At 43.0% G+C, this 18,390-nt stretch carries 17 protein-coding genes and 1 pseudogene; 8 read left to right on the forward strand and 10 right to left on the reverse strand.

The genetic code is table 11. The annotated features are described in order from the left end of the window. The 3 genes from AWH66_RS14290 (at position 1) to AWH66_RS14300 (ending at position 1,729) form a co-directional block, all read left to right on the forward strand. Positions 1-591 (forward strand): TfoX/Sxy family DNA transformation protein, encoded by a 591-nt coding sequence (locus tag AWH66_RS14290; RefSeq protein ID WP_006074950.1) that lies wholly within the window; start codon positions 1-3, stop codon positions 589-591. Positions 592-710: 119 nt separating this feature from the next. Further along, positions 711-1,394, forward strand: coding sequence for a TVP38/TMEM64 family protein (locus tag AWH66_RS14295; RefSeq protein WP_063604385.1), 684 nt, complete (start codon positions 711-713; stop codon positions 1,392-1,394). Beyond that, a complete protein-coding gene (locus AWH66_RS14300) occupies positions 1,394-1,729 on the forward strand; it encodes a putative signal transducing protein (protein WP_062457068.1) in 336 nt (111 codons plus the stop codon). The genes AWH66_RS14295 and AWH66_RS14300 overlap by 1 nt, the downstream gene beginning before the upstream one ends. Here AWH66_RS14300 and AWH66_RS14305 read toward each other — a convergent pair. The 4 genes from AWH66_RS14305 to topA all read right to left on the reverse strand — a co-directional run bounded on the left by AWH66_RS14305 (position 1,707) and on the right by topA (position 8,517). Further along, positions 1,707-2,507, reverse strand: coding sequence for an alpha/beta fold hydrolase (locus AWH66_RS14305; protein WP_063604384.1), 801 nt, complete (start codon positions 2,505-2,507; stop codon positions 1,707-1,709). The genes AWH66_RS14300 and AWH66_RS14305 overlap by 23 nt on opposite strands. 161 nt (positions 2,508-2,668) lie before the next feature. Further along, the gene (gene glgA / locus AWH66_RS14310; protein WP_063604382.1) at positions 2,669-4,132 is read right to left on the reverse strand and encodes a glycogen synthase GlgA; all 1,464 of its coding nucleotides are present in this window, start codon (positions 4,130-4,132) and stop codon (positions 2,669-2,671) included. Between the two features lies 1 nt (position 4,133). Then, positions 4,134-5,351, reverse strand: coding sequence for a glucose-1-phosphate adenylyltransferase (gene glgC / locus AWH66_RS14315; RefSeq protein WP_063604381.1), 1,218 nt, complete (start codon positions 5,349-5,351; stop codon positions 4,134-4,136). Positions 5,352-5,889: 538 nt separating this feature from the next. Then, positions 5,890-8,517, reverse strand: a complete 2,628-nt coding sequence (gene topA, locus AWH66_RS14320) for a type I DNA topoisomerase (RefSeq protein WP_063604380.1) — start codon at positions 8,515-8,517, stop codon at positions 5,890-5,892. 332 nt (positions 8,518-8,849) lie between these two features. Here topA and AWH66_RS14325 point away from each other — a divergent pair, with 332 nt between their 5' ends. Continuing rightward, the gene (locus AWH66_RS14325; protein WP_063604379.1) at positions 8,850-9,098 is read left to right on the forward strand and encodes a YciN family protein; all 249 of its coding nucleotides are present in this window, start codon (positions 8,850-8,852) and stop codon (positions 9,096-9,098) included. Between the two features lie 41 nt (positions 9,099-9,139). Here the strand turns inward: AWH66_RS14325 and aroA are convergent, their stop codons facing one another. Beyond that, complete coding sequence (aroA, locus tag AWH66_RS14330) at positions 9,140-10,420, reverse strand: 3-phosphoshikimate 1-carboxyvinyltransferase (protein ID WP_063604377.1); 1,281 nt, start codon at positions 10,418-10,420, stop codon at positions 9,140-9,142. 227 nt (positions 10,421-10,647) lie between these two features. Here aroA and aat point away from each other — a divergent pair, with 227 nt between their 5' ends. From aat to infA, 3 genes are all read left to right on the forward strand, one after another. Continuing rightward, positions 10,648-11,373 (forward strand): leucyl/phenylalanyl-tRNA--protein transferase, encoded by a 726-nt coding sequence (aat, locus tag AWH66_RS14335; RefSeq protein WP_063604376.1) that lies wholly within the window; start codon positions 10,648-10,650, stop codon positions 11,371-11,373. After that, positions 11,373-12,071: an arginyltransferase gene (locus tag AWH66_RS14340; protein ID WP_063604374.1), complete on the forward strand. Its 699-nt coding sequence runs from the start codon at positions 11,373-11,375 to the stop codon at positions 12,069-12,071. Before aat ends, AWH66_RS14340 begins: the two co-directional genes overlap by 1 nt. A gap of 80 nt (positions 12,072-12,151) precedes the next feature. Next, on the forward strand, positions 12,152-12,370 hold the full coding sequence (infA, locus tag AWH66_RS14345) for a translation initiation factor IF-1 (RefSeq protein WP_006075347.1): 219 nt from the start codon (positions 12,152-12,154) through the stop codon (positions 12,368-12,370). An 85-nt stretch (positions 12,371-12,455) separates the two neighbouring features. Here infA and clpA read toward each other — a convergent pair whose 3' ends face one another. Together clpA and clpS are read right to left on the reverse strand one after the other, a co-directional pair. Beyond that, positions 12,456-14,738 (reverse strand): ATP-dependent Clp protease ATP-binding subunit ClpA, encoded by a 2,283-nt coding sequence (clpA, locus tag AWH66_RS14350; RefSeq protein ID WP_006075346.1) that lies wholly within the window; start codon positions 14,736-14,738, stop codon positions 12,456-12,458. Positions 14,739-14,779: 41 nt separating this feature from the next. Then, positions 14,780-15,100, reverse strand: coding sequence for an ATP-dependent Clp protease adapter ClpS (clpS, locus tag AWH66_RS14355; protein WP_031494481.1), 321 nt, complete (start codon positions 15,098-15,100; stop codon positions 14,780-14,782). 562 nt (positions 15,101-15,662) lie between these two features. Between clpS and cspD the strand changes: the two genes are divergently transcribed. Then, positions 15,663-15,884 carry a cold shock domain-containing protein CspD gene (gene cspD, locus AWH66_RS14360; protein WP_042476908.1) on the forward strand — a complete coding sequence of 74 codons (222 nt, stop codon included), beginning with the start codon at positions 15,663-15,665 and terminating at the stop codon, positions 15,882-15,884. A 168-nt stretch (positions 15,885-16,052) separates the two neighbouring features. Here the strand turns inward: cspD and AWH66_RS14365 are convergent, their stop codons facing one another. The 3 genes and pseudogenes from AWH66_RS14365 to AWH66_RS14375 form a co-directional block, all read right to left on the reverse strand. Further along, positions 16,053-17,558: an FKBP-type peptidyl-prolyl cis-trans isomerase gene (locus AWH66_RS14365; protein ID WP_063604372.1), complete on the reverse strand. Its 1,506-nt coding sequence runs from the start codon at positions 17,556-17,558 to the stop codon at positions 16,053-16,055. Positions 17,559-17,820: 262 nt separating this feature from the next. Then, positions 17,821-18,027: a hypothetical protein gene (locus tag AWH66_RS14370; RefSeq protein WP_063604371.1), complete on the reverse strand. Its 207-nt coding sequence runs from the start codon at positions 18,025-18,027 to the stop codon at positions 17,821-17,823. A gap of 97 nt (positions 18,028-18,124) precedes the next feature. Next, positions 18,125-18,390: pseudogene (locus AWH66_RS14375) on the reverse strand (structural protein); the annotation flags it as partial.

The raw sequence follows: 18,390 nt of genomic DNA on the forward strand, positions 1-18,390 counted from the left end.
ATGGACAATCCTATACTAAAAAACTCGATGCAATTGTTCGCTCAGCTTGGAAGAGTTAAGTCTCGTTCTATGTTTGGTGGATTTGGTATCTTTATTGACGATACCATGTTTGCATTAGCAGTGAATAACAAATTACATATCAGAACTAACCGTCAGACGATCGCTAAATTTAAGCAACTTGGCTACAAGCCATACGTTTATAAAAAGCGTGGGTTCCCCGTTGTCACTAAGTATTTCGCACTCCCTGAGGACTGTTGGCAAGATCAGGATGTTATCTTGACTCATGCTCGCTCTGCTCTAGAGTTTGCTAAAACAGAAAAAGTGCAACAATCGGAAACGAAACCCAATCGACTCAAAGATTTACCTAATTTAAGACTGGCTACTGAGCGTATGCTTAAGAAAGCGGGAATTGAATCGGTATATGATCTGCAAGAGCAAGGTTCTGTGGAGGCTTTTAAAGCAATCCAACGAACTCACTCAAATACTGTAGGTCTTGAGTTACTTTGGGCGCTAGAGGGTGCCATTAATGGCACGCACTGGTCCGTGATTCCGCAAAATAAAAGAGAAGAATTGGCCAGTCTTATAAACTAGCCCTTATCGCTCTATACAAAAAATCAGCCTAACGGCTGATTTTTTTAGTTTATGATGAAAGTAAATCTATCCACGCCATGTCTACTAAACTAATACAGAGTCGTCACAAGGACAGCATCATGAGCAAAAAGCTAATACTCGGAATCGCACTTCTCGCCGTCATTATCATTCTAGGTGTTAATTTTGGACAATATTTAACACTGGAAAATGCTCAGGCTCAGCAAGCTGCACTCAGCGAATATATCAGTCAGAATTTTGTTACCGCCGCATTAGTGTACTTTTTTGCCTATATCGCCATTACCGCATTCTCAATTCCGGGAGCTGCAGTCGTTACGTTACTAGGTGCCGCTTTATTTGGTTTTTGGACCAGTCTTCTTCTTGTCTCTTTTGCTAGTACCATCGGTGCAACCATTGCATTCTTGAGTAGTCGCTTTTTATTGCGTGACTGGGTTCAAAGCAAGTTCGGCTCAAAGTTAGAAACTATCAATAAAGGTGTAGAAAAAGACGGTGCTTTTTATCTGTTCTCGCTAAGATTGATTCCGGTATTTCCGTTCTTCTTAATCAACCTATTAATGGGCTTAACGCCAATTAAAGTGTCAAAGTACTATTTAGTGAGCCAGTTAGGCATGTTGCCTGGAACTGCGGTTTACTTAAATGCCGGCACACAGCTCGCCAGTATTAACAGTTTGTCAGGTATCGTTTCCCCAGCAGTTGTAGCCTCATTTGCCTTGTTGGGACTATTTCCACTGATTGCTAAGTGGATTATGGCGCGAATTTCTCGCTCACCACAGGTACAAGAATAATGAAGGTTTTTATTGGTAATAGTCCGGCGGAAGCACATATCGTTCAACAACAGTTGGAAAATGAAGGAATCCTTTGTGAAGTTAGAGGTGAAGGGGTTTACACGCTTCGAGGTGAAGTGCCATTTGATGAAAATACTTTGCCTTATGTCTGGCTAATCGATAACAAACAACACGTTAAAGCGAGAGCTATCATCGCTGAGTGGCAAGAACAGTTAAAAGCAGATTCGGAAAAAAGGGATTGGGTGTGTCCAAGGTGTCATGAAGTGAATGAAGCGCAGTTTGGCGCCTGTTGGAGTTGCCAAGCGTTAGCACCTACTGAGGTGTCACCGACTTAATAAAAGCAATTGAGTGACGATTGAACTCTTCGGGGTTCTCGACGTTACAAACATGACCACAATCTTTAATCTCTAATAGTTGGCTGGACTTATGTTCAGCCACCATTTCTTTCACCGGCTTGATGAACATGTAGTCTTTCTCACCCATTAGGTACAGGGTCGGAATCGGTAGTTCCCTCTCCTTGAAGTAACGATTCAGCGGGTTGACTTCAGTAGTTAGTCGATACCAACGCTTAAATTCATTTTGGCACAGTTTCTTCGCTTCCCTGACAAACAGGTGACGAGACTCTTTCTGTCCACGTTGAGGCATTACAATGTACGCAAATAAACTATAGAGCCACATATAAGGGATAATGTGCTTACTCATGTTGCCGAGCTTCACCAGTATTTGCGAGCGTGTGTTAAAGCGCGTTACTGCTCCTCCCAAAACCATCGAGCGCACTCTTGGCATTGCCAGTTCAGCAATATTGCGCACTATGATGGTACCAAGAGACATGCCGACAAAATGGGCCGATTGTATTTTAAGGTGGTCCAATACACGAACGATATCCATTGTTACCGTTTTGAATGTGTACTTGTTGGCCATGATATCCTTTAAGAACTGATTCGATTTACCATGCCCACGCAAATCAATGAACAGTAAGTTGAAATGCTCACGATAAGCTCGTATCTGCTTAAACCATATAGATGAACTGCCCCCTGCTCCATGCACAAATACCACCCATTCATCACTTGTAGGATGGGTATACGTTTTATGAAATAGTAGGCTTTCGGACATAGTTCTCGGATTGGTTAGTAGTACGAAAATAAAGTTATCACAACTCTACACGTCTCAGGAGAAAATTGCGCGGAAATTTAGAAAAAATGATTTCCAATTGTGTCAAAAAATGCCAATAAGTGCATATAAAAGAGCGGCATTACGCCGCTCTTCCAATGATATTAGCAATGTGAGGCTTCAAGGGCCAAATTATACATTTTGATGTATTCCTTGGCAGATTCTATCCAACTAAAGTCTTTGCGCATTGCTCGAAGTTGCATCTCACGCATATCTTCTGGGTGTTGCAAATAGAACAGAAGCGCTCGCTGTAAGACAATCAACAGCGCGTCATGGCAAGGTTCATCAAACCCAAAGCCCGTTGCCTGCTGCGGATTGTCATCAAAGTCGATTACCGTATCTTTTAACCCACCAACTTTACGTACAATAGGCAAGGTACCATAAGCCATACTGTAGATTTGGTTCAGACCACATGCTTCAAATTCAGAAGGCATTAGGAAAAAGTCTGAGCCTGCCTCCACTAAATGGGCAAATCGGTTGCTATACGCCTCTACAAACGCCAACTTATCAGAGAACTGCTCAGCAATATCGTTAAGGTGGGAAGCGATTTGTGGCTCACCAGTTCCGATAATGACAACCTGAACATCGTTTTTCAGAAACTTATCCAATATTGGCAATATGTAATGAAAGCCTTTTTGGTGAGTCAATCGACATACCATACCAACCATTGGAACATTGCGCTCTGGCAGTGATAGCTCATTTTGCAATGCCTGCTTAGCTGCGAGCTTACCATTTAGCATACTCTCTAATTCGTCGTCGTAATTGACCGGTAGAAAGTCATCAAGCTTAGGGTTCCACTCTGAGTAGTCACAGCCATTAACGATGCCATGAAGATCTTTGGAACGATGAACAAAATCGTCTACCAAACCATGCGAACCTAAAGGTGTCACTAGCTCAGCGGCATAGTTAGGGCTTACTGCGTTGATTTTATCTGCAAAAGCGATGCCTGCACGAAGTGTACTTACCCAACCGTCACCATACTGTAGAAATTCCATTCCAGAGAGATGAAGTTCCGGAATAATTTCCAGCTGACTGTAGGAAAAGATGCCTTTGAAAATAGCATTGTGAACCGTTAGTACTGACTTCATTCCAGCAAAACGCTCGTCATCAGCGTAGCGTGTTTTAAGCAGGAATGGGATCAACCCAGTATGCCAGTCGTTGGCATGAACGATAGAAGGTCGAATACCGAGTTTCGGTAACACATCCAAACTCGCTGCCGCAAAGAAACCAAATCGTTCGCCATTGTCAGCATAAGCTCGATTGTGCTCAGCATACAATTCTGGCCTATCGAAGTATCGATCACATTCGATCACGAACACATCAACGCCGTCGAGTTGCGTTTTCTTAACTTGGTATGGGGTATGTGGCCAGTGCTCTAACTCCGTAGCTAGAACAAACTCATACTGTTCTTTGTTAGGCAGTGACTGGTAACCGGGTAAAGTAATGGCTACGTTCTTACCCAGTTCTTGCAGAGCTTTAGGCAGAGCCTTGGCAACGTCTGCCAAGCCTCCACTTTTTACAAGTCCTTGCGCTTCTGAAACTGGAAACCATACATCTATGTTTCGCATTTTAGAATCCAACTTTCATCCCTTTCTTGATGACTACAACGCCACCTGGGGAGACATGGAAACGCTTCGCGTCCAACTCAAGATCTTCACCAATCACGGTCCCAGGGGCAATTTCTACATTCTTATCAATGATCGCGCGCTTGATTGTACAACCAGCACCAATCTTAACGTCACCTAGGATAACAGATTCACTCACTACAGAACCAGCTGCAATGTTACTTCTAAAGCCTAAAACAGAGCGATAGATTGATGAGCCACGGACATAACTACCACCAGCGATCAAGCTGTCAGTAATTTTGATTTTTTGATGCTCAGCGTCCACGAACGTTGCTGGCGGTAACGGTGGATAATAAGTGTGAAGCGGCCATTTACGGTTGTATAGCGAGAACTGAGCGTCTTCTTGAAGTAGGTCCATATGAGCCGCCCAGTACGAGTCGATCGTACCTACGTCACGCCAGTAAGTAGTGTCTTTCTCACCACTGATTTTGTTGGTAGAGAAATCATAAACGTAGACATCACCTTCAGGGAACATTTTAGGAATGATATCTTTACCAAAATCATGGCTAGACTCCGTATTCTCGGCATCTATACGTAGCTCATTGCAAAGACTTTCTGCTTCGAAGATATAGTTACCCATAGACACTAACGCCATATCAGGGTGACCAGGGATTGATTTTGGATTTTGTGGCTTTTCTTCAAAGCCAATCATTTTGCCATCTTCATCAACTTCAATCACACCAAATTCTGACGCTTCCGCTAATGGCATACGAAGTGCCGAAACGGTTAGCTTCGCTTCTTTGCGTTTGTGAAAGTCGAGCATCTGACGAATGTCCATTTTATAGATATGGTCAGAACCAAAGATACATACGTGCTCAGGATTGGCCAACTCAATAAAACGAACGTTTTGATAAATCGCATCCGCAGTACCTTCATACCAACGTTTACCATCACGCATTTGTGCAGGAATAGGGTCAATGAATCGATCGGTGATTCCCGTTAGATTCCAACCCTTACGCATATGTTGATAGAGCGATTGAGACTTAAATTGAGTGAGGACATAAATTCGCATTAAGTCAGCATTGATAAAGTTGTTCAGAGCGAAGTCAATCAGACGATAGCTCCCTCCAAATGGTACCGCAGGTTTGCTACGTGATTCGGTTAAAGGACGTAGGCGAGAGCCTTCTCCACCAGCAAGAATCATTCCCAATACACCAGCCATTGATATCTCCGTTTTATTACAGCTTTTTTCCATTTATTGTCGAGTCGTTAAATTATACTTGGGGGGACCCGACTTCTTTATTAACGGATGACAATGTCGATAATTTCATCGACCATTCAAACGTTGAATCTTGTATATAAAATAGTTTTGAGGCCAAGTTGTTTAATTATTAGCCTTGAGCCAACCATTATTTTAATATGGTTTTTATCTAAATTATCGTTTTGAAATAAGATTACAATGCATCATGACGCATTATTTAGCATTAAACACAGTTGCATCAAAACTTATGCCTTTGGTCACAGAATGGCATACCGACATCACCTTATCAACACATATTGTTAACATGCAATTCACCTTAAACACACTTTGGTGAAAACTGCCTGAAAAACAATAAGCTAAACTGCTATGACCAGTCCAATGGATATATAAAGATAATGAATGTGCTAAATATATACAGTCATTTACAAAATGAAGGATTTAATAGTGAGGATAAAAAAACAGCACTCAAATGAGTGCTGTTAATTAGAAAGTTCAGAGATTATTTTTTAGGCTTTTTACGCTTATCGGTAATTTCCCATTTACCATCAACATATAACCCCGTCCAACCCGATGGTTTACCGTCGACTTCAGAACGAACATAATTCTCTTTAGTCTTACGACTGAAACGAACTACCGTCGGTCTACCATCTGGATCTTCTGTTGGTGCATCCGCAAGATAGTGGAACTTCGGCGATAAACGTTCTTTGTATTTCGCAAGCTCACTCACAAGCGGTGCGCGAGTCTCACGAGATTTAGGGAAGTTGCTCGCAGCCATAAATAGGCCTGATGCACCATCACGCAGTACAAAGTATGCATCCGAGTTTTCACAAGGAAGCTCTGGGAAATGAACAGGGTCTTCCTTAGGAGGCGCTATTTCACCATTTTTAAGGATCTTACGGGTGTTTTTACAGGTCTCACTGGTGCAATCCATGTACTTACCAAAACGGCCATTCTTAAGTACCATTTCAGAGCCACACTTGTCACACTCGACCGTCGGGCCATCATAACCTTTAACTTTAAACTCGCCCTGTTCAACCACATGACCTTCACAATTTGGGTTATTACCACAAACATGAAGCTTACGCTTATCATCAATCAGATAAGCGTCCATTGCTGTTTCACATATCGGACAACGTTTCTTAGCGCGTAGAGCCGCCGTTTCAACGTCTTCTTCAAGAACGTTAATTATGCCTTCTTCATCACCCAAGTTAATTGTCGTTTTACAACGCTCTTTAGGTGGTAGAGCATAGCCAGAGCAGCCCAAGAATACGCCAGTTGACGCAGTACGAATACCCATAGGGCGTGAACATGTAGGACACTCAATTTCTGTCATAACGATATGATTTGGCTTCATACCACCATGTTCTTCGTCTTGCTCAGCTTTGCCTAAATCAGTAGTGAACTCTTCGAAGAATTCGTTCAATACGTTTTTCCAGCTTGCGTCACCTTCAGCGATTTGATCGAGCTTCTGCTCCATACGAGCAGTAAAGTCGTAGTTCATCAAATCGGTAAAGCTGTCACCAAGACGATCAGTCACTATCTCACCCATCTTCTCAGCATAGAAACGACGTTGGTCAACTTTTACATAACCACGATCTTGAATCGTTGAGATGATCGATGCATAAGTTGAAGGACGACCAATTCCACGTTTCTCAAGCTCTTTAACTAAAGCCGCTTCGGTGTAACGTGCAGGTGGCTTGGTAAAATGTTGCTTAGGATCTAACGCAACAAGGTCAAGCTTATCACCCAGCTGCACTGCAGGAAGGATTGCGTCTTCGTTTTTGCCCATTGGACGCTGAACACGAGTCCAACCATCAAACTTAAGAATGCGGCCCTTCGCTTTCAACGTATACTCGTCGGCTTTCACGCTGATGGTTGTTGAATCGTACTTCGCTGGTGTCATTTGACAAGCAACGAACTGATTCCAGATAAGTGCATATAGCTTATGAGCGTCGGCTTCCATACCTGAAAGATCATCAACTTTCACGTTAACATCGGAAGGGCGAATCGCTTCGTGCGCTTCCTGAGCACCTTCTTTGCTTCCGTAGAAGTTCGGTTTTTCAGGAAGATATGCGCCACCAAATTCGCTATCAATATAGCCACGGACTGCATCAACGGCTTCTGCACTCAAGTTGGTAGAGTCGGTACGCATATAGGTAATATAGCCCGCTTCATACAATCTCTGAGCCAACATCATGGTCTTTTTAACACCATAACCTAGGCGCGTACTTGCCGCCTGTTGCAGTGTAGAAGTGATATAAGGTGCTGATGGCTTACTTTGAGTTGGACGGTCTTCACGCTTACAAACTTCGTACGTCGCCTTGTCCAATACAGAAACAGCCGCTTGCGCTTCTGTTTCATTAGATGGTTTGAACGCCTTACCCGCTTTTTGAGCGACTAGCAGACGGAAATCTGTTTTATCCGAGGTTTTGGTATCCGCATGAATATCCCAAAATTCTTCTGGGATAAACGCATTAATTTCACGCTCGCGCTCTACTAGAAGCTTAACCGCAACTGACTGTACTCGACCTGCAGATAAGCCTCGTGCAACCTTCTTCCAAAGAAGCGGAGACACCATAAAGCCAACAACACGATCTAAGAAACGTCGTGCTTGCTGTGCATTCACGCCATCCATATTCAGTTCGCCAGGATCTTGGAATGCCTGTTGGATCGCGTTTTTGGTAATTTCGTTAAATACTACTCGTTTATATCGCTCTTCATCGCCACCGATGATCTCACGAAGGTGCCATGCGATAGCCTCTCCTTCGCGGTCCAAATCGGTTGCGAGATAAACATGGTCAGCGTCTTTCGCAAGCTTTTGTAGCTCGGCAACCACTTTTTCTTTGCCAGGCAATACTTGATAATTTGCTGCCCAATCATCATATGGGTTAATACCCATTTTTTTAATTAGCGCTTTGCGGTCTTTTTCTTTTTTAATGCGTGCTTTTTCTTCAGCACTTAAGCCTTTTGTAGAGACAGCTGCTGCTTTTTTACCAGTACTTTGCCCTGCAGTTGGTAAGTCACGCACGTGACCTACACTCGACTTCACTATAAAGTCTTTACCGAGGTATTTGTTAATGGTTTTAGCCTTAGCGGGTGACTCCACTATAACCAGTGACTTTCCCATAATGACACTAACGTCCTATATCACATTGCGACATTTAATCGCACGATGTTCGAAATTTATGCTTCTTTTTACTATTGAGCGAGAACAAAAGAAGATCAACCAGTTTTTTTGCAATTAGATTCTGATTGCTCGACAAATGTCCGATCAAATAGAACTCATCGCTTGAAAAATGGCGCAATATTAAACGCCATTTAAGATTGTTGCCTAGCAACATTCACCAAAATTTGTTGCTTATCACAAATTGCTGCTAACTATAGCCGAGATATTTGTCCTTGCAAAATGTGTTGGCACTCATACACTACGCGGTAATGTTTTATATAGAGGACATCAATATGTCACAGAAAACCGCTATCACAGAGTTTGATTTGTTGCTCATCGCCAACCAAATCATTCAGGAACATGATGATTTCATTGAAGGAATGCGTGCAGACAGCGTCGAAGAAAAAGACGGTGTCCTAGTTTTCAAAGGTAACTACTTCCTCGATGATAAAGGGCTACCAACCGAGAAAACAACGGCTGTATTTAATATGTTTAAATACCTTGCACACCACCTTTCGAAAGAGTTTACTCTACAGAGCTAACTAATAACGCCCCTCTTCTTGGGGCGTTATTGTTCGCTATTTTACTGGCTTAGATCTGCCAATTTCTCAAAGTAGCTCGGGAACGTTTTGGACGTACACTTAGGGTCATTAATCGTCACAGGCGTATCGCTCAACGCAACTAAAGAGAAACACATCGCCATTCGGTGATCGTCGTATGTGTCAATGGCAGCATGTTTGAGGGCATCCGTTGGCTCGACGATAATATAGTCTTCACCTTCTTCTACTGTTGCCCCAACTTTTCTCAATTCGGTCGCCATAGCCGCAAGACGATCGGTTTCTTTGACTCGCCAGTTGTATACGTTACGAATAGCCGTTGTGCCCTTTGCAAAGAGTGCCGTCGTAGCAATAGTCATGGCAGCATCAGGGATATGATTATAGTCCATATCAATACCCACTAATTCACCTTTACGACACAGAATGTAGTCATCACCCCATTCAATCTCTGCGCCCATTTTTTCTAGCGCGTCGGCAAATCGAATATCACCCTGAATACTGTTCTTACCAATACCCGTCACCTTTATCTCACCGCCCTTGATGGCTGCAGCAGCAAGGAAGTAAGAGGCTGAAGACGCATCCCCTTCTACCAAAAACTGGCCTGGAGATTGGTATTGTTGACCGCATTTGATAACAAACTGTTGATAGTCACGGTTTTCAACTTTGACACCAAACTGCTCCATAATGTGCAAAGTAATATCAATATATGGTTTTGATACCAATTCACCGACAATTTCGATGGTGACATCGGCTTTCGCCAATGGTGCAGACATAAGGAATGCGGTTAAAAACTGACTGGAAATGGAACCATCAATTTTGACCACTCCGCCTGTCAAACCGGTACCAACGATCTTTAGAGGCGGATAGTTTTCTGCCTCTAGATATTCGACATCCGCACCAGCTTGCTTAAGCGCATCAACCAAGTGACCAATTGGTCTTTCCTTCATCCTTGGTTCGCCAGTAAGAACATATTCGCCTTCACCAAGGCAAAGCGCAGCCGCTAGAGGGCGCATCGCGGTACCCGCATTGCCAAGGAATAGTTCTTTTGGTTCGGTGACACTGAATGGTTGACCTAAACCTTTAACGATGCATTGAGTTTTGTCTTCGGATAACTGATACTCGACACCCAAACTGGTGAGAGCGTTAAGCATATGACGAATATCATCACTATCTAGAAGATTGGTGAGTGTGGTCGTACCTTCTGCCAGCGCAGCAAGCAAAAGAGCACGATTCGAGACACTTTTTGAACCTGGAAGGTTAACCGTTCCGGATACTTTTTGGATGGGTTGGAGTGTTAAGCTTTCCATTAGTTGAATCTAATCCTTTGTAGACACTTCAGTCCTTGTAATGAAGCGTCTTAAATAATTCTTGGTAGTTGCAGCGTAACTAAAATACAAGGTAAACACCAGAGCTAATACACCTCTAGGTGGTCAATATCTCGACACTTTGTACTAGCCAACTAGTACTAATGAAAACTAATAAATGAGTCGGTATTGCTTATAATTAATAGAAAGGAACGCGACATTACAGCACTATGACGATCTACTTGACAGAACTAGACAGCAATGACTTTACATTTCCCTCTCCTTTCGAAGCACTTGATGAACCCAATGGCTTACTAGCGTTTGGCGGGGATCTCAACCCACAGCGACTACTGTCTGCCTATCAACATGGCGTTTTCCCTTGGTTTGGCCCAAATGAACCACTGCTATGGTGGAGCCCAGCTCCAAGAGCCGTGTTTGATCCCTCACTTTTTCGTCCGTCAAAAAGCCTGCGTAAGTTTCAGCGCAAAGCAGATTATCGAATCACAATGAATGCATGTACATCGCAAGTCATTGAATATTGTGCAAGTACACGACCTATGGAAGAAACGTGGCTAAATGAAGATATGCGCTCTGCGTATGGAGAGTTGGCAAAAAAAGGCCACTGTCATTCCGTCGAAGTTTGGAGCGATAACGCCCTAGTTGGTGGGCTTTACGGACTTTCCATTGGCCAAGTCTTTTGTGGCGAATCGATGTTTTCTCTGGAAACCAATGCTTCCAAGGTTGCTCTCTGGTACTTTTGTCATCACTTTAAAAACCATGGAGGCAAGCTCATCGACTGCCAAGTTATGAACCCCCATTTGGACTCATTAGGAGCACAAGAACTGACCCGCGAACAGTTTATTGCGGCTTTGCATAATTTACGCGAACAAACCGTACAAGATTCCTGTTTTTCCCAACAAGAGCTATCATTTCCTATACAACAGGAGATGAGTTGATGAACATGGCTGTCCAACAGATCCGAATTGGTCTGAGTCGCAAACAAGATTGTAGCTACTTACCTGCTCAACAAGAGCGAGTGGCCATTGTTTTGGAAAAAGAACTGCATGAAGCCAATCAGTACGAAATGTTATTAGCGAATGGTTTTAGAAGAAGTGGTGACGCCATCTATAAGCCTCAATGTGACCACTGCAGTGCCTGCCATGCGCTGAGAGTAGCGATCGCCGACTTTAAGCTATCTAAGAGCCAGAAACGTCTGCTAGCCAAAACCAAATCATTTCGCTGGGAGATAAGACCAACGTTAGATGAAGAGTGGTTTGATCTTTACTCTCGATATATTGAGAAACGTCATTCAACAGGCAGTATGTATCCACCAAGACAACAAGAGTTTTTTGAGTTTGCACAGTGTTCGTGGATGACCATGCACTATCTGCACATCTTTGACGATGAGAAGCTGATAGGTATCGCTATCACCGATATTCTGTCTGATAGCGCCAGTGCTTTTTACACCTTCTTCGATCCTGACTACGCGTTATCTCTCGGCACGTACGCTGTTTTGTGTCAAATCGAATACTGCCAGCGATATAACAAACAATGGCTCTATTTGGGCTACCAAATCGATGATTGTTCAGCAATGAACTACAAAACACGGTTCCAACGTCATCAAAGGCTAGTAAATCAGCGATGGCGAGGGTAGAATACACCGCAACTTTACTTATTAAGATTTTAACGGCACAATGCCTGCCGTTAAAACGCCGCATTTCGAAAGAGGATTAAATGGCTAAAGAAGACGTAATTGAGATGCAAGGTACAGTCCTTGATACTCTACCAAACACAATGTTCCGTGTTGAACTAGAAAACGGTCACGTAGTTACTGCACACATCTCTGGTAAGATGCGTAAAAACTACATCCGTATCCTTACTGGTGACAAAGTAACTGTAGAGATGACTCCATACGACCTAACTAAAGGCCGCATCGTCTTCCGTGCTCGTTAATCTCAACGTTTAATCGAACACAAAAAAACGGAGCTTAGGCTCCGTTTTTTGTTATCGACTAACTAACGAGTCAGATGAAGAAGCGCTAGTGATGCGCTTCTGCTTCTTCCTTAGCGCCTACATACTCAAACGCTAAATCATCGTCTTTAAGGGACACTTTCACTGTTCCGCCATCAACCAATGAGCCAAACAAGAGTTCATTTGCCAGCGGTTTCTTAAGCTTATCTTGGATAACACGACCCATCGGTCTTGCACCCATTGTCTTGTCGTAACCCTTAATCGCAAGCCAATCGCGGGCATCATCAGACACTTCTAACGAAACGCCTCGAGAATCCAACTGCGCTTGAAGCTCGACAATAAACTTATCAACCACTTGATGTATAACCGTATCATCCAGGCTGTTGAACCAGATAATACCATCAAGGCGGTTACGGAACTCCGGAGTGAACACGCGCTTAATGGCACCCATAGCATCTGGCTTGTGATCTTGCTGAATCAGACCAATAGATTTCTTCTCAGTCTCAGCAACACCAGCGTTACTGGTCATAACAAGGATAACATTACGGAAGTCCGCTTTGCGACCGTTGTTGTCCGTTAGCGTACCGTTATCCATGACTTGCAGTAGCAAGTTAAAGATATCAGGGTGTGCCTTCTCAATCTCATCCAGTAATACTACAGAATGAGGATGCTTGATGACTGCATCAGTCAGCAAACCACCTTGATCATAGCCCACATAGCCTGGAGGAGCGCCGATCAAACGACTTACTGAGTGACGTTCACCGTACTCAGACATGTCGAAACGAAGCAGTTCGATACCTAATAGTTTAGATAATTGAACGGTTACTTCCGTTTTACCAACGCCAGTTGGACCAGCGAACAAGAATGACCCAACAGGTCTATCATCGTTACCCAATCCAGCGCGAGTCATCTTGATTGCTTCACAAAGCACGTCAATGGCTTTGTCTTGACCAAAGACCAACATCTTCATCTTGTCATCAAGGTTTTGAAGAATATCCTTGTCTGAAGAAGATACAGACTTCTCTGGAATACGCGCCATCTTGGCAACCATCGCTTCGATATCTGCCACACCAACCGTTTTCTTACGACGGCTTACTGGAACCAAACGACTGCGAGCGCCCGCCTCATCGATAACGTCAATTGCCTTATCAGGTAAATGGCGCTCATTGATGTACTTCGCTGATAATTCAACGGCAGCACGCAACGCTTTATTAGTGTAACGAACCTCATGGTGCTCTTCATATTTAGGCTTAAGACCCATCAAGATCTTAGTCGTATCATCTAAAGAAGGTTCCACTACATCGATTTTCTGGAATCGACGAGATAGTGCACGCTCTTTATCAAAGATATTACTGTACTCTTGGTAAGTTGTAGAGCCAATACAGCGTAATTTGCCGCTGCTTAGAAGAGGTTTAATAAGGTTTGCTGCGTCTACTTGCCCACCAGAAGCCGCACCCGCACCGATTATGGTGTGGATCTCATCGATGAATAGAATGGCGTCATCTTCTTTTTCCAGTTGCTTCAGAATCGCCTTGAAGCGTTTCTCGAAGTCACCACGATATTTAGTGCCAGCAAGTAGCGAGCCAATATCTAGAGAGTAGATAACACTGTTTTGGATAACATCTGGTACTTGGCCTTCAACGATTCTCCAAGCTAAACCTTCAGCGATAGCGGTCTTACCAACACCAGCCTCCCCCACCAACAGCGGGTTGTTCTTACGGCGACGACATAGCACTTGAATCGTACGCTCAAGTTCTTTATCACGCCCAATAAGAGGGTCTATGTTGCCCGCTTTCGCGACTTGGTTCAGATTCGTTGCAAAGCTTTCAAGACGATCTTCACCGTTGGCTTCTTCAATATTCTCACTACCACCACCAAGCGAGCCACTCGATGGTTCGTCACCCGTTGGTCCGATGTTTTTGGTAATACCGTGAGAAATGAAATTAACGATATCTAAACGGCTAATGTCATTTTTCTTAAGAAGATAAGCAGCATGTGACTCTTGTTCACTGAAAATCGCTACTAAGACGTTAGCACCTGTTACTTCACTGCGCCCAGAAGACTGTACATGGAATACGGCGCGTTGAAGAACACGTTGGAAACTTAAAGTAGGCTGTGTTTCTCGCGTGTCGTCGGCATCAGGGATAAGAGGAGTTGTTTGGTCAATGAAAATGTCGAGCTCATTACGCAGATTCTCTAGATTTGCGTTACAAGCAGTTAGTGCCTCTTTAGCCGAGTCATTTTCCAACAAAGCTAAAAGGAGATGCTCTACGGTCATGAATTCATGTCTTTTGTCACGTGCACGAGCAAATGCGCCGTTAAGACTCGATTCTAATTCTTTGTTAAGCATAAGTACCTCCTAAGGAATGACAAACGTCATTCATGCGAAAATTAGGCTTTTTCCATGGTACACAAAAGTGGGTGTTCATTTTCCCTTGAATACATGGTCACTTGAGCAACTTTCGTTTCCGCGACTTCAGATGTGTAGGTGCCACAGACAGCTTTACCTTCATAGTGCACCGCTAACATCACTTGAGTCGCTTTGTCTTCGTTGAGTGAAAAAAAGCGTTCCAAGATTTCTACTACAAAGTCCATCGGCGTATAGTCATCGTTGTTTAGGACAACGTTATACATTGCCGGCGGCTCAACCTTAGTTTTTTCTTTCTCCAGTAAGTCTGAGTCTGGAGTCACCCATTCAAAATTTTTACTCATGGCCAAATGTTGAGAGTTTTCTTTTAATTTCAAAACACTGTGCTGAATTTCAATGCTCAAAGCGTCGCTAGAAACATCTGAGACCCAACACTCAAAAAACATCTCTATTAAGAGACTAATGCACCAATTGTATCGCTGCAAACAAAACAATGCTATTAGTGTGTGTCACATATGAGCCAAGTTGAAAAAACTTTCGCCTCCCTCATAAATAGAATACATGAAGCTCATGCAAACAGAAGATAGATTTTACACTTTTGTTAAAACCAAAGCGCATATGTATAGAATATGTAGTTATTTATACGACTTTCCTATTGACTCCGCTCAATGTTTGACTACAGTGGTTAATTAGTGACTAAAATTTAACAAGTTTTGCATCGGTATTCTCCACAGAGTAAGAATACCCTTACAGCAAAACCCACGTTCAAAACGGATGGATGTGGGATGAAGCCACGACTTAGGTTGTGGTTGGTTAGTTTGAATCACAGCAAAGAAGAAGCAAACACAATTGGTCAGTGTCTTCAAAGCGACTTCAGTAACAAAAAATGCATGAGGGATGTATAGCATGGCTACAGGTACAGTAAAATGGTTTAACAACGCCAAAGGATTTGGGTTTATTTGTCCAGAAGGCGAGGATGGTGACATTTTCGCACACTACTCCACCATTAAGATGGATGGCTACCGTACTCTGAAAGCGGGTCAACAAGTGAATTACGAAGTAGAAGAAGGGCCAAAGGGCTATCACGCTAGCTCAGTTACGCCTGTCGAAGGTGACTTAGCGAAGTAGTTTTACAAAACAACCACCCATTACAGAAGACACGACCTATTAAAAAAACCACCTTTCGGTGGTTTTTTAATGCATATCAAACCCAAAATTAACACTTATCTTTCAATCACTTGAATACAAAAAACCTAAAATGTTAGACGTTTACGTCCACATACTGTCCACGTATTTTTAATCCACCTCTATTGGACTCTCGACTTTAGTAAGAGTGATTTCAAAAAAGACCTCTTTGTTCTGTAAGTTTTGAGCATGATAATCCTTTGGAAAAGTTAAGTTTGCTCTCACAGTATCTCCTTCTTTAGCTCCTATCAAAGCCGTTTCAAACCCTTCTATCATTTGCCCCTGACCAACTACCAGTGGGAACTCTTTAGCTTGACCGCCTTCAAACGGTTCTCCATCTAAATATCCGATAAAGTCAACTGTTACTCTATCCCCAATTTCGACTGGCTTATCCGTTGTCGAAGCCCTAAATGGAGAAGGTTGACTGACAATGTTATTGAGTGAGTTAGAGGAACTGCTCAATTTGTCATTACTTCGTCTGTTATTTAACAACCTGATACCGAATAACCGATGCGAAATATCAAAACCAGCACGCGCCCGAATATTCATTGATACTAACGATTGTGGACTAATCCAAATTGGCTCATAAGTATCATACTCTGGCGATTCCATTTCCACGCTGACGTTTCCAGAATCATCCACGAACAAATATCCGATAAATTCGTCAATTAGTGAGTAAACAAGCGCCCTATTTGATTCATTCAGGACTTTCCCTACAGTCTCATAATTGCGGTTTATTATTGCATTGCCCAATAACCAACCTAACTGTTCACCATTACAATCCACAAACTTTTGGGAAAATCGCGCTAACCTATAAACCAAATCAAATTTATGTTTGAAACCGACTCGGTCATACCCGGCGCTTGGTACACTTCCGAATACCATACCTACACCACACCCAGAAATACCAATTTCTTGCATAGGCATTCGCATATTCCCCATTTCAAAATACATAGAGTGGTCACTCTTGATTTGAAACTTGGTATCAAGGTAAGACATATCTAGTCGGTCAACACGAATAGGTTTCCCTCCCTCAATATTTAAAACAAGCGACCTCATTCTTGGCTTAGGAATAAACTCTATCGAGGTACCCTCGCTTTTTATGTCATGGTCATCAACCAAAGCCGTAAACTGATTTCGGTTTAGGAAAGCTGTAGGCTTCCCATTGGAGTCAGAGAAAATGGCGTTTACAAGTATTGGCTCTCCCTCTTCCTCAGGTTTCTCAAACCAAAGAATCGGTTTATCTCGCAACAAAAGTGCTACTTGGGTGGATTCTATGTAGCTATTACCAAGAAGAACCTTTTCAATGTCCGCAGGTTCAATCAGTTCTTTGACAAAACCGTGCTCCAAGGCAAAGGGCTTTGCTTTTGCTTCCCAAACCGCTTTTTTAGATTTTCTTCGCCCTGTTACTTTATGATGGCACGCTCCGCATAATAACGTCATACACTTTGGGTCATGTTCTTTGGCATTGTTGTATTCAGGCTCTATATGTTCATAGTCACAAAACATTGAACCACACATTACACAGCCATAGCCGGAATCTTTGCGAATCTGTTTTCTAATAGCTTGAGGAATAGTTCTGGACAAACCATGCTTGTTTGTCTTGGATTTCGACATACCACTACCTTCTATATTCCACTGTTAATCTCACCTTACCATAGTCATTCAGTGGAATATAAAAGTAAATATATTTAGAAACTTAAGTTCACTTACTAGCTTTCAATTCTTGACACTCTAGCTTCCAAGCTTGTCACTTTTCTAACTAGCTTATTCAAGAGTATTCGCGTGTTTTTTATGTTCTGCCAAAGCATTGCAAGCAATAGAACTTCTGTAGGCTTTAACCCTAACTCAGAGAATAAATGGAGTATTGAAAGATCCATTACTTAAGTTCCGAAAATTCGTCGCGAATCGCTTCCCATAGTCCAAGTAAAATCGGTGCTGCCACACCAATCAAACCACCCATCTGCACACCTTCAGGCGTCACGCTTGCCGTCAGCAGCTCAGGGTGACCCGTTGCCAATGCGATACCTGCGCCCACAAGCGCAAGCCCTTTCTTAGTTGATGGTTGTTTTAAATCTATTTTCATGAGGTTAGCTCCTAGCCGTTGATGCGCTTCCAGATATAAGCGCTGATAAGCGCGGTCAGTATTCCAACCGCGAGACGTTGCATTACTTCTTGTTTGGTCATGCGAGTTGCACCCCTTTGGCGGCATCACTCATTGAGTAATAGCGCCCCACTTCCATGATTGACATGGCATGAACCAAGCGCGTCATTAAGGCGTCGTCATAGAGGTTCAAAGGTGCGTTTTTATTCACTCCGACCTGACCCGATACAAACTGAACGTAGTTATCGGTATCGTTGTTATCACTTTTAGGCGCCCAGCGATGGATAATGCCCGAGAGCGTATTGAGCCCGTAAAGATTCTGATAGTTTCGGATAAGCTTGGTTG

It is taken from the genome of Vibrio barjaei (assembly GCF_001639065.2).
Taxonomy (GTDB): domain Bacteria; phylum Pseudomonadota; class Gammaproteobacteria; order Enterobacterales; family Vibrionaceae; genus Vibrio; species Vibrio barjaei.

Excerpts from the sequence above, each read along its gene's own strand:
- aroA (WP_063604377.1), bottom strand. The coding sequence starts at position 10,420 with ATGGAAAGCTTAACACTCCAACCCATCCAAAAAGTATCCGGAACGGTT.
- AWH66_RS14295 (WP_063604385.1), top strand. The coding sequence starts at position 711 with ATGAGCAAAAAGCTAATACTCGGAATCGCACTTCTCGCCGTCATTATC.
- AWH66_RS14305 (WP_063604384.1), bottom strand. The coding sequence starts at position 2,507 with ATGTCCGAAAGCCTACTATTTCATAAAACGTATACCCATCCTACAAGT.
- AWH66_RS14290 (WP_006074950.1), top strand. The coding sequence starts at position 1 with ATGGACAATCCTATACTAAAAAACTCGATGCAATTGTTCGCTCAGCTT.
- glgC (WP_063604381.1), bottom strand. The coding sequence starts at position 5,351 with ATGGCTGGTGTATTGGGAATGATTCTTGCTGGTGGAGAAGGCTCTCGC.
- aat (WP_063604376.1), top strand. The coding sequence starts at position 10,648 with ATGACGATCTACTTGACAGAACTAGACAGCAATGACTTTACATTTCCC.
- AWH66_RS14370 (WP_063604371.1), bottom strand. The coding sequence starts at position 18,027 with ATGAAAATAGATTTAAAACAACCATCAACTAAGAAAGGGCTTGCGCTT.
- AWH66_RS14340 (WP_063604374.1), top strand. The coding sequence starts at position 11,373 with ATGAACATGGCTGTCCAACAGATCCGAATTGGTCTGAGTCGCAAACAA.
- infA (WP_006075347.1), top strand. The coding sequence starts at position 12,152 with ATGGCTAAAGAAGACGTAATTGAGATGCAAGGTACAGTCCTTGATACT.
- clpA (WP_006075346.1), bottom strand. The coding sequence starts at position 14,738 with ATGCTTAACAAAGAATTAGAATCGAGTCTTAACGGCGCATTTGCTCGT.
- topA (WP_063604380.1), bottom strand. The coding sequence starts at position 8,517 with ATGGGAAAGTCACTGGTTATAGTGGAGTCACCCGCTAAGGCTAAAACC.
- AWH66_RS14365 (WP_063604372.1), bottom strand. The coding sequence starts at position 17,558 with ATGTCGAAATCCAAGACAAACAAGCATGGTTTGTCCAGAACTATTCCT.
- AWH66_RS14300 (WP_062457068.1), top strand. The coding sequence starts at position 1,394 with ATGAAGGTTTTTATTGGTAATAGTCCGGCGGAAGCACATATCGTTCAA.
- clpS (WP_031494481.1), bottom strand. The coding sequence starts at position 15,100 with ATGAGTAAAAATTTTGAATGGGTGACTCCAGACTCAGACTTACTGGAG.
- glgA (WP_063604382.1), bottom strand. The coding sequence starts at position 4,132 with ATGCGAAACATAGATGTATGGTTTCCAGTTTCAGAAGCGCAAGGACTT.
- cspD (WP_042476908.1), top strand. The coding sequence starts at position 15,663 with ATGGCTACAGGTACAGTAAAATGGTTTAACAACGCCAAAGGATTTGGG.
- AWH66_RS14325 (WP_063604379.1), top strand. The coding sequence starts at position 8,850 with ATGTCACAGAAAACCGCTATCACAGAGTTTGATTTGTTGCTCATCGCC.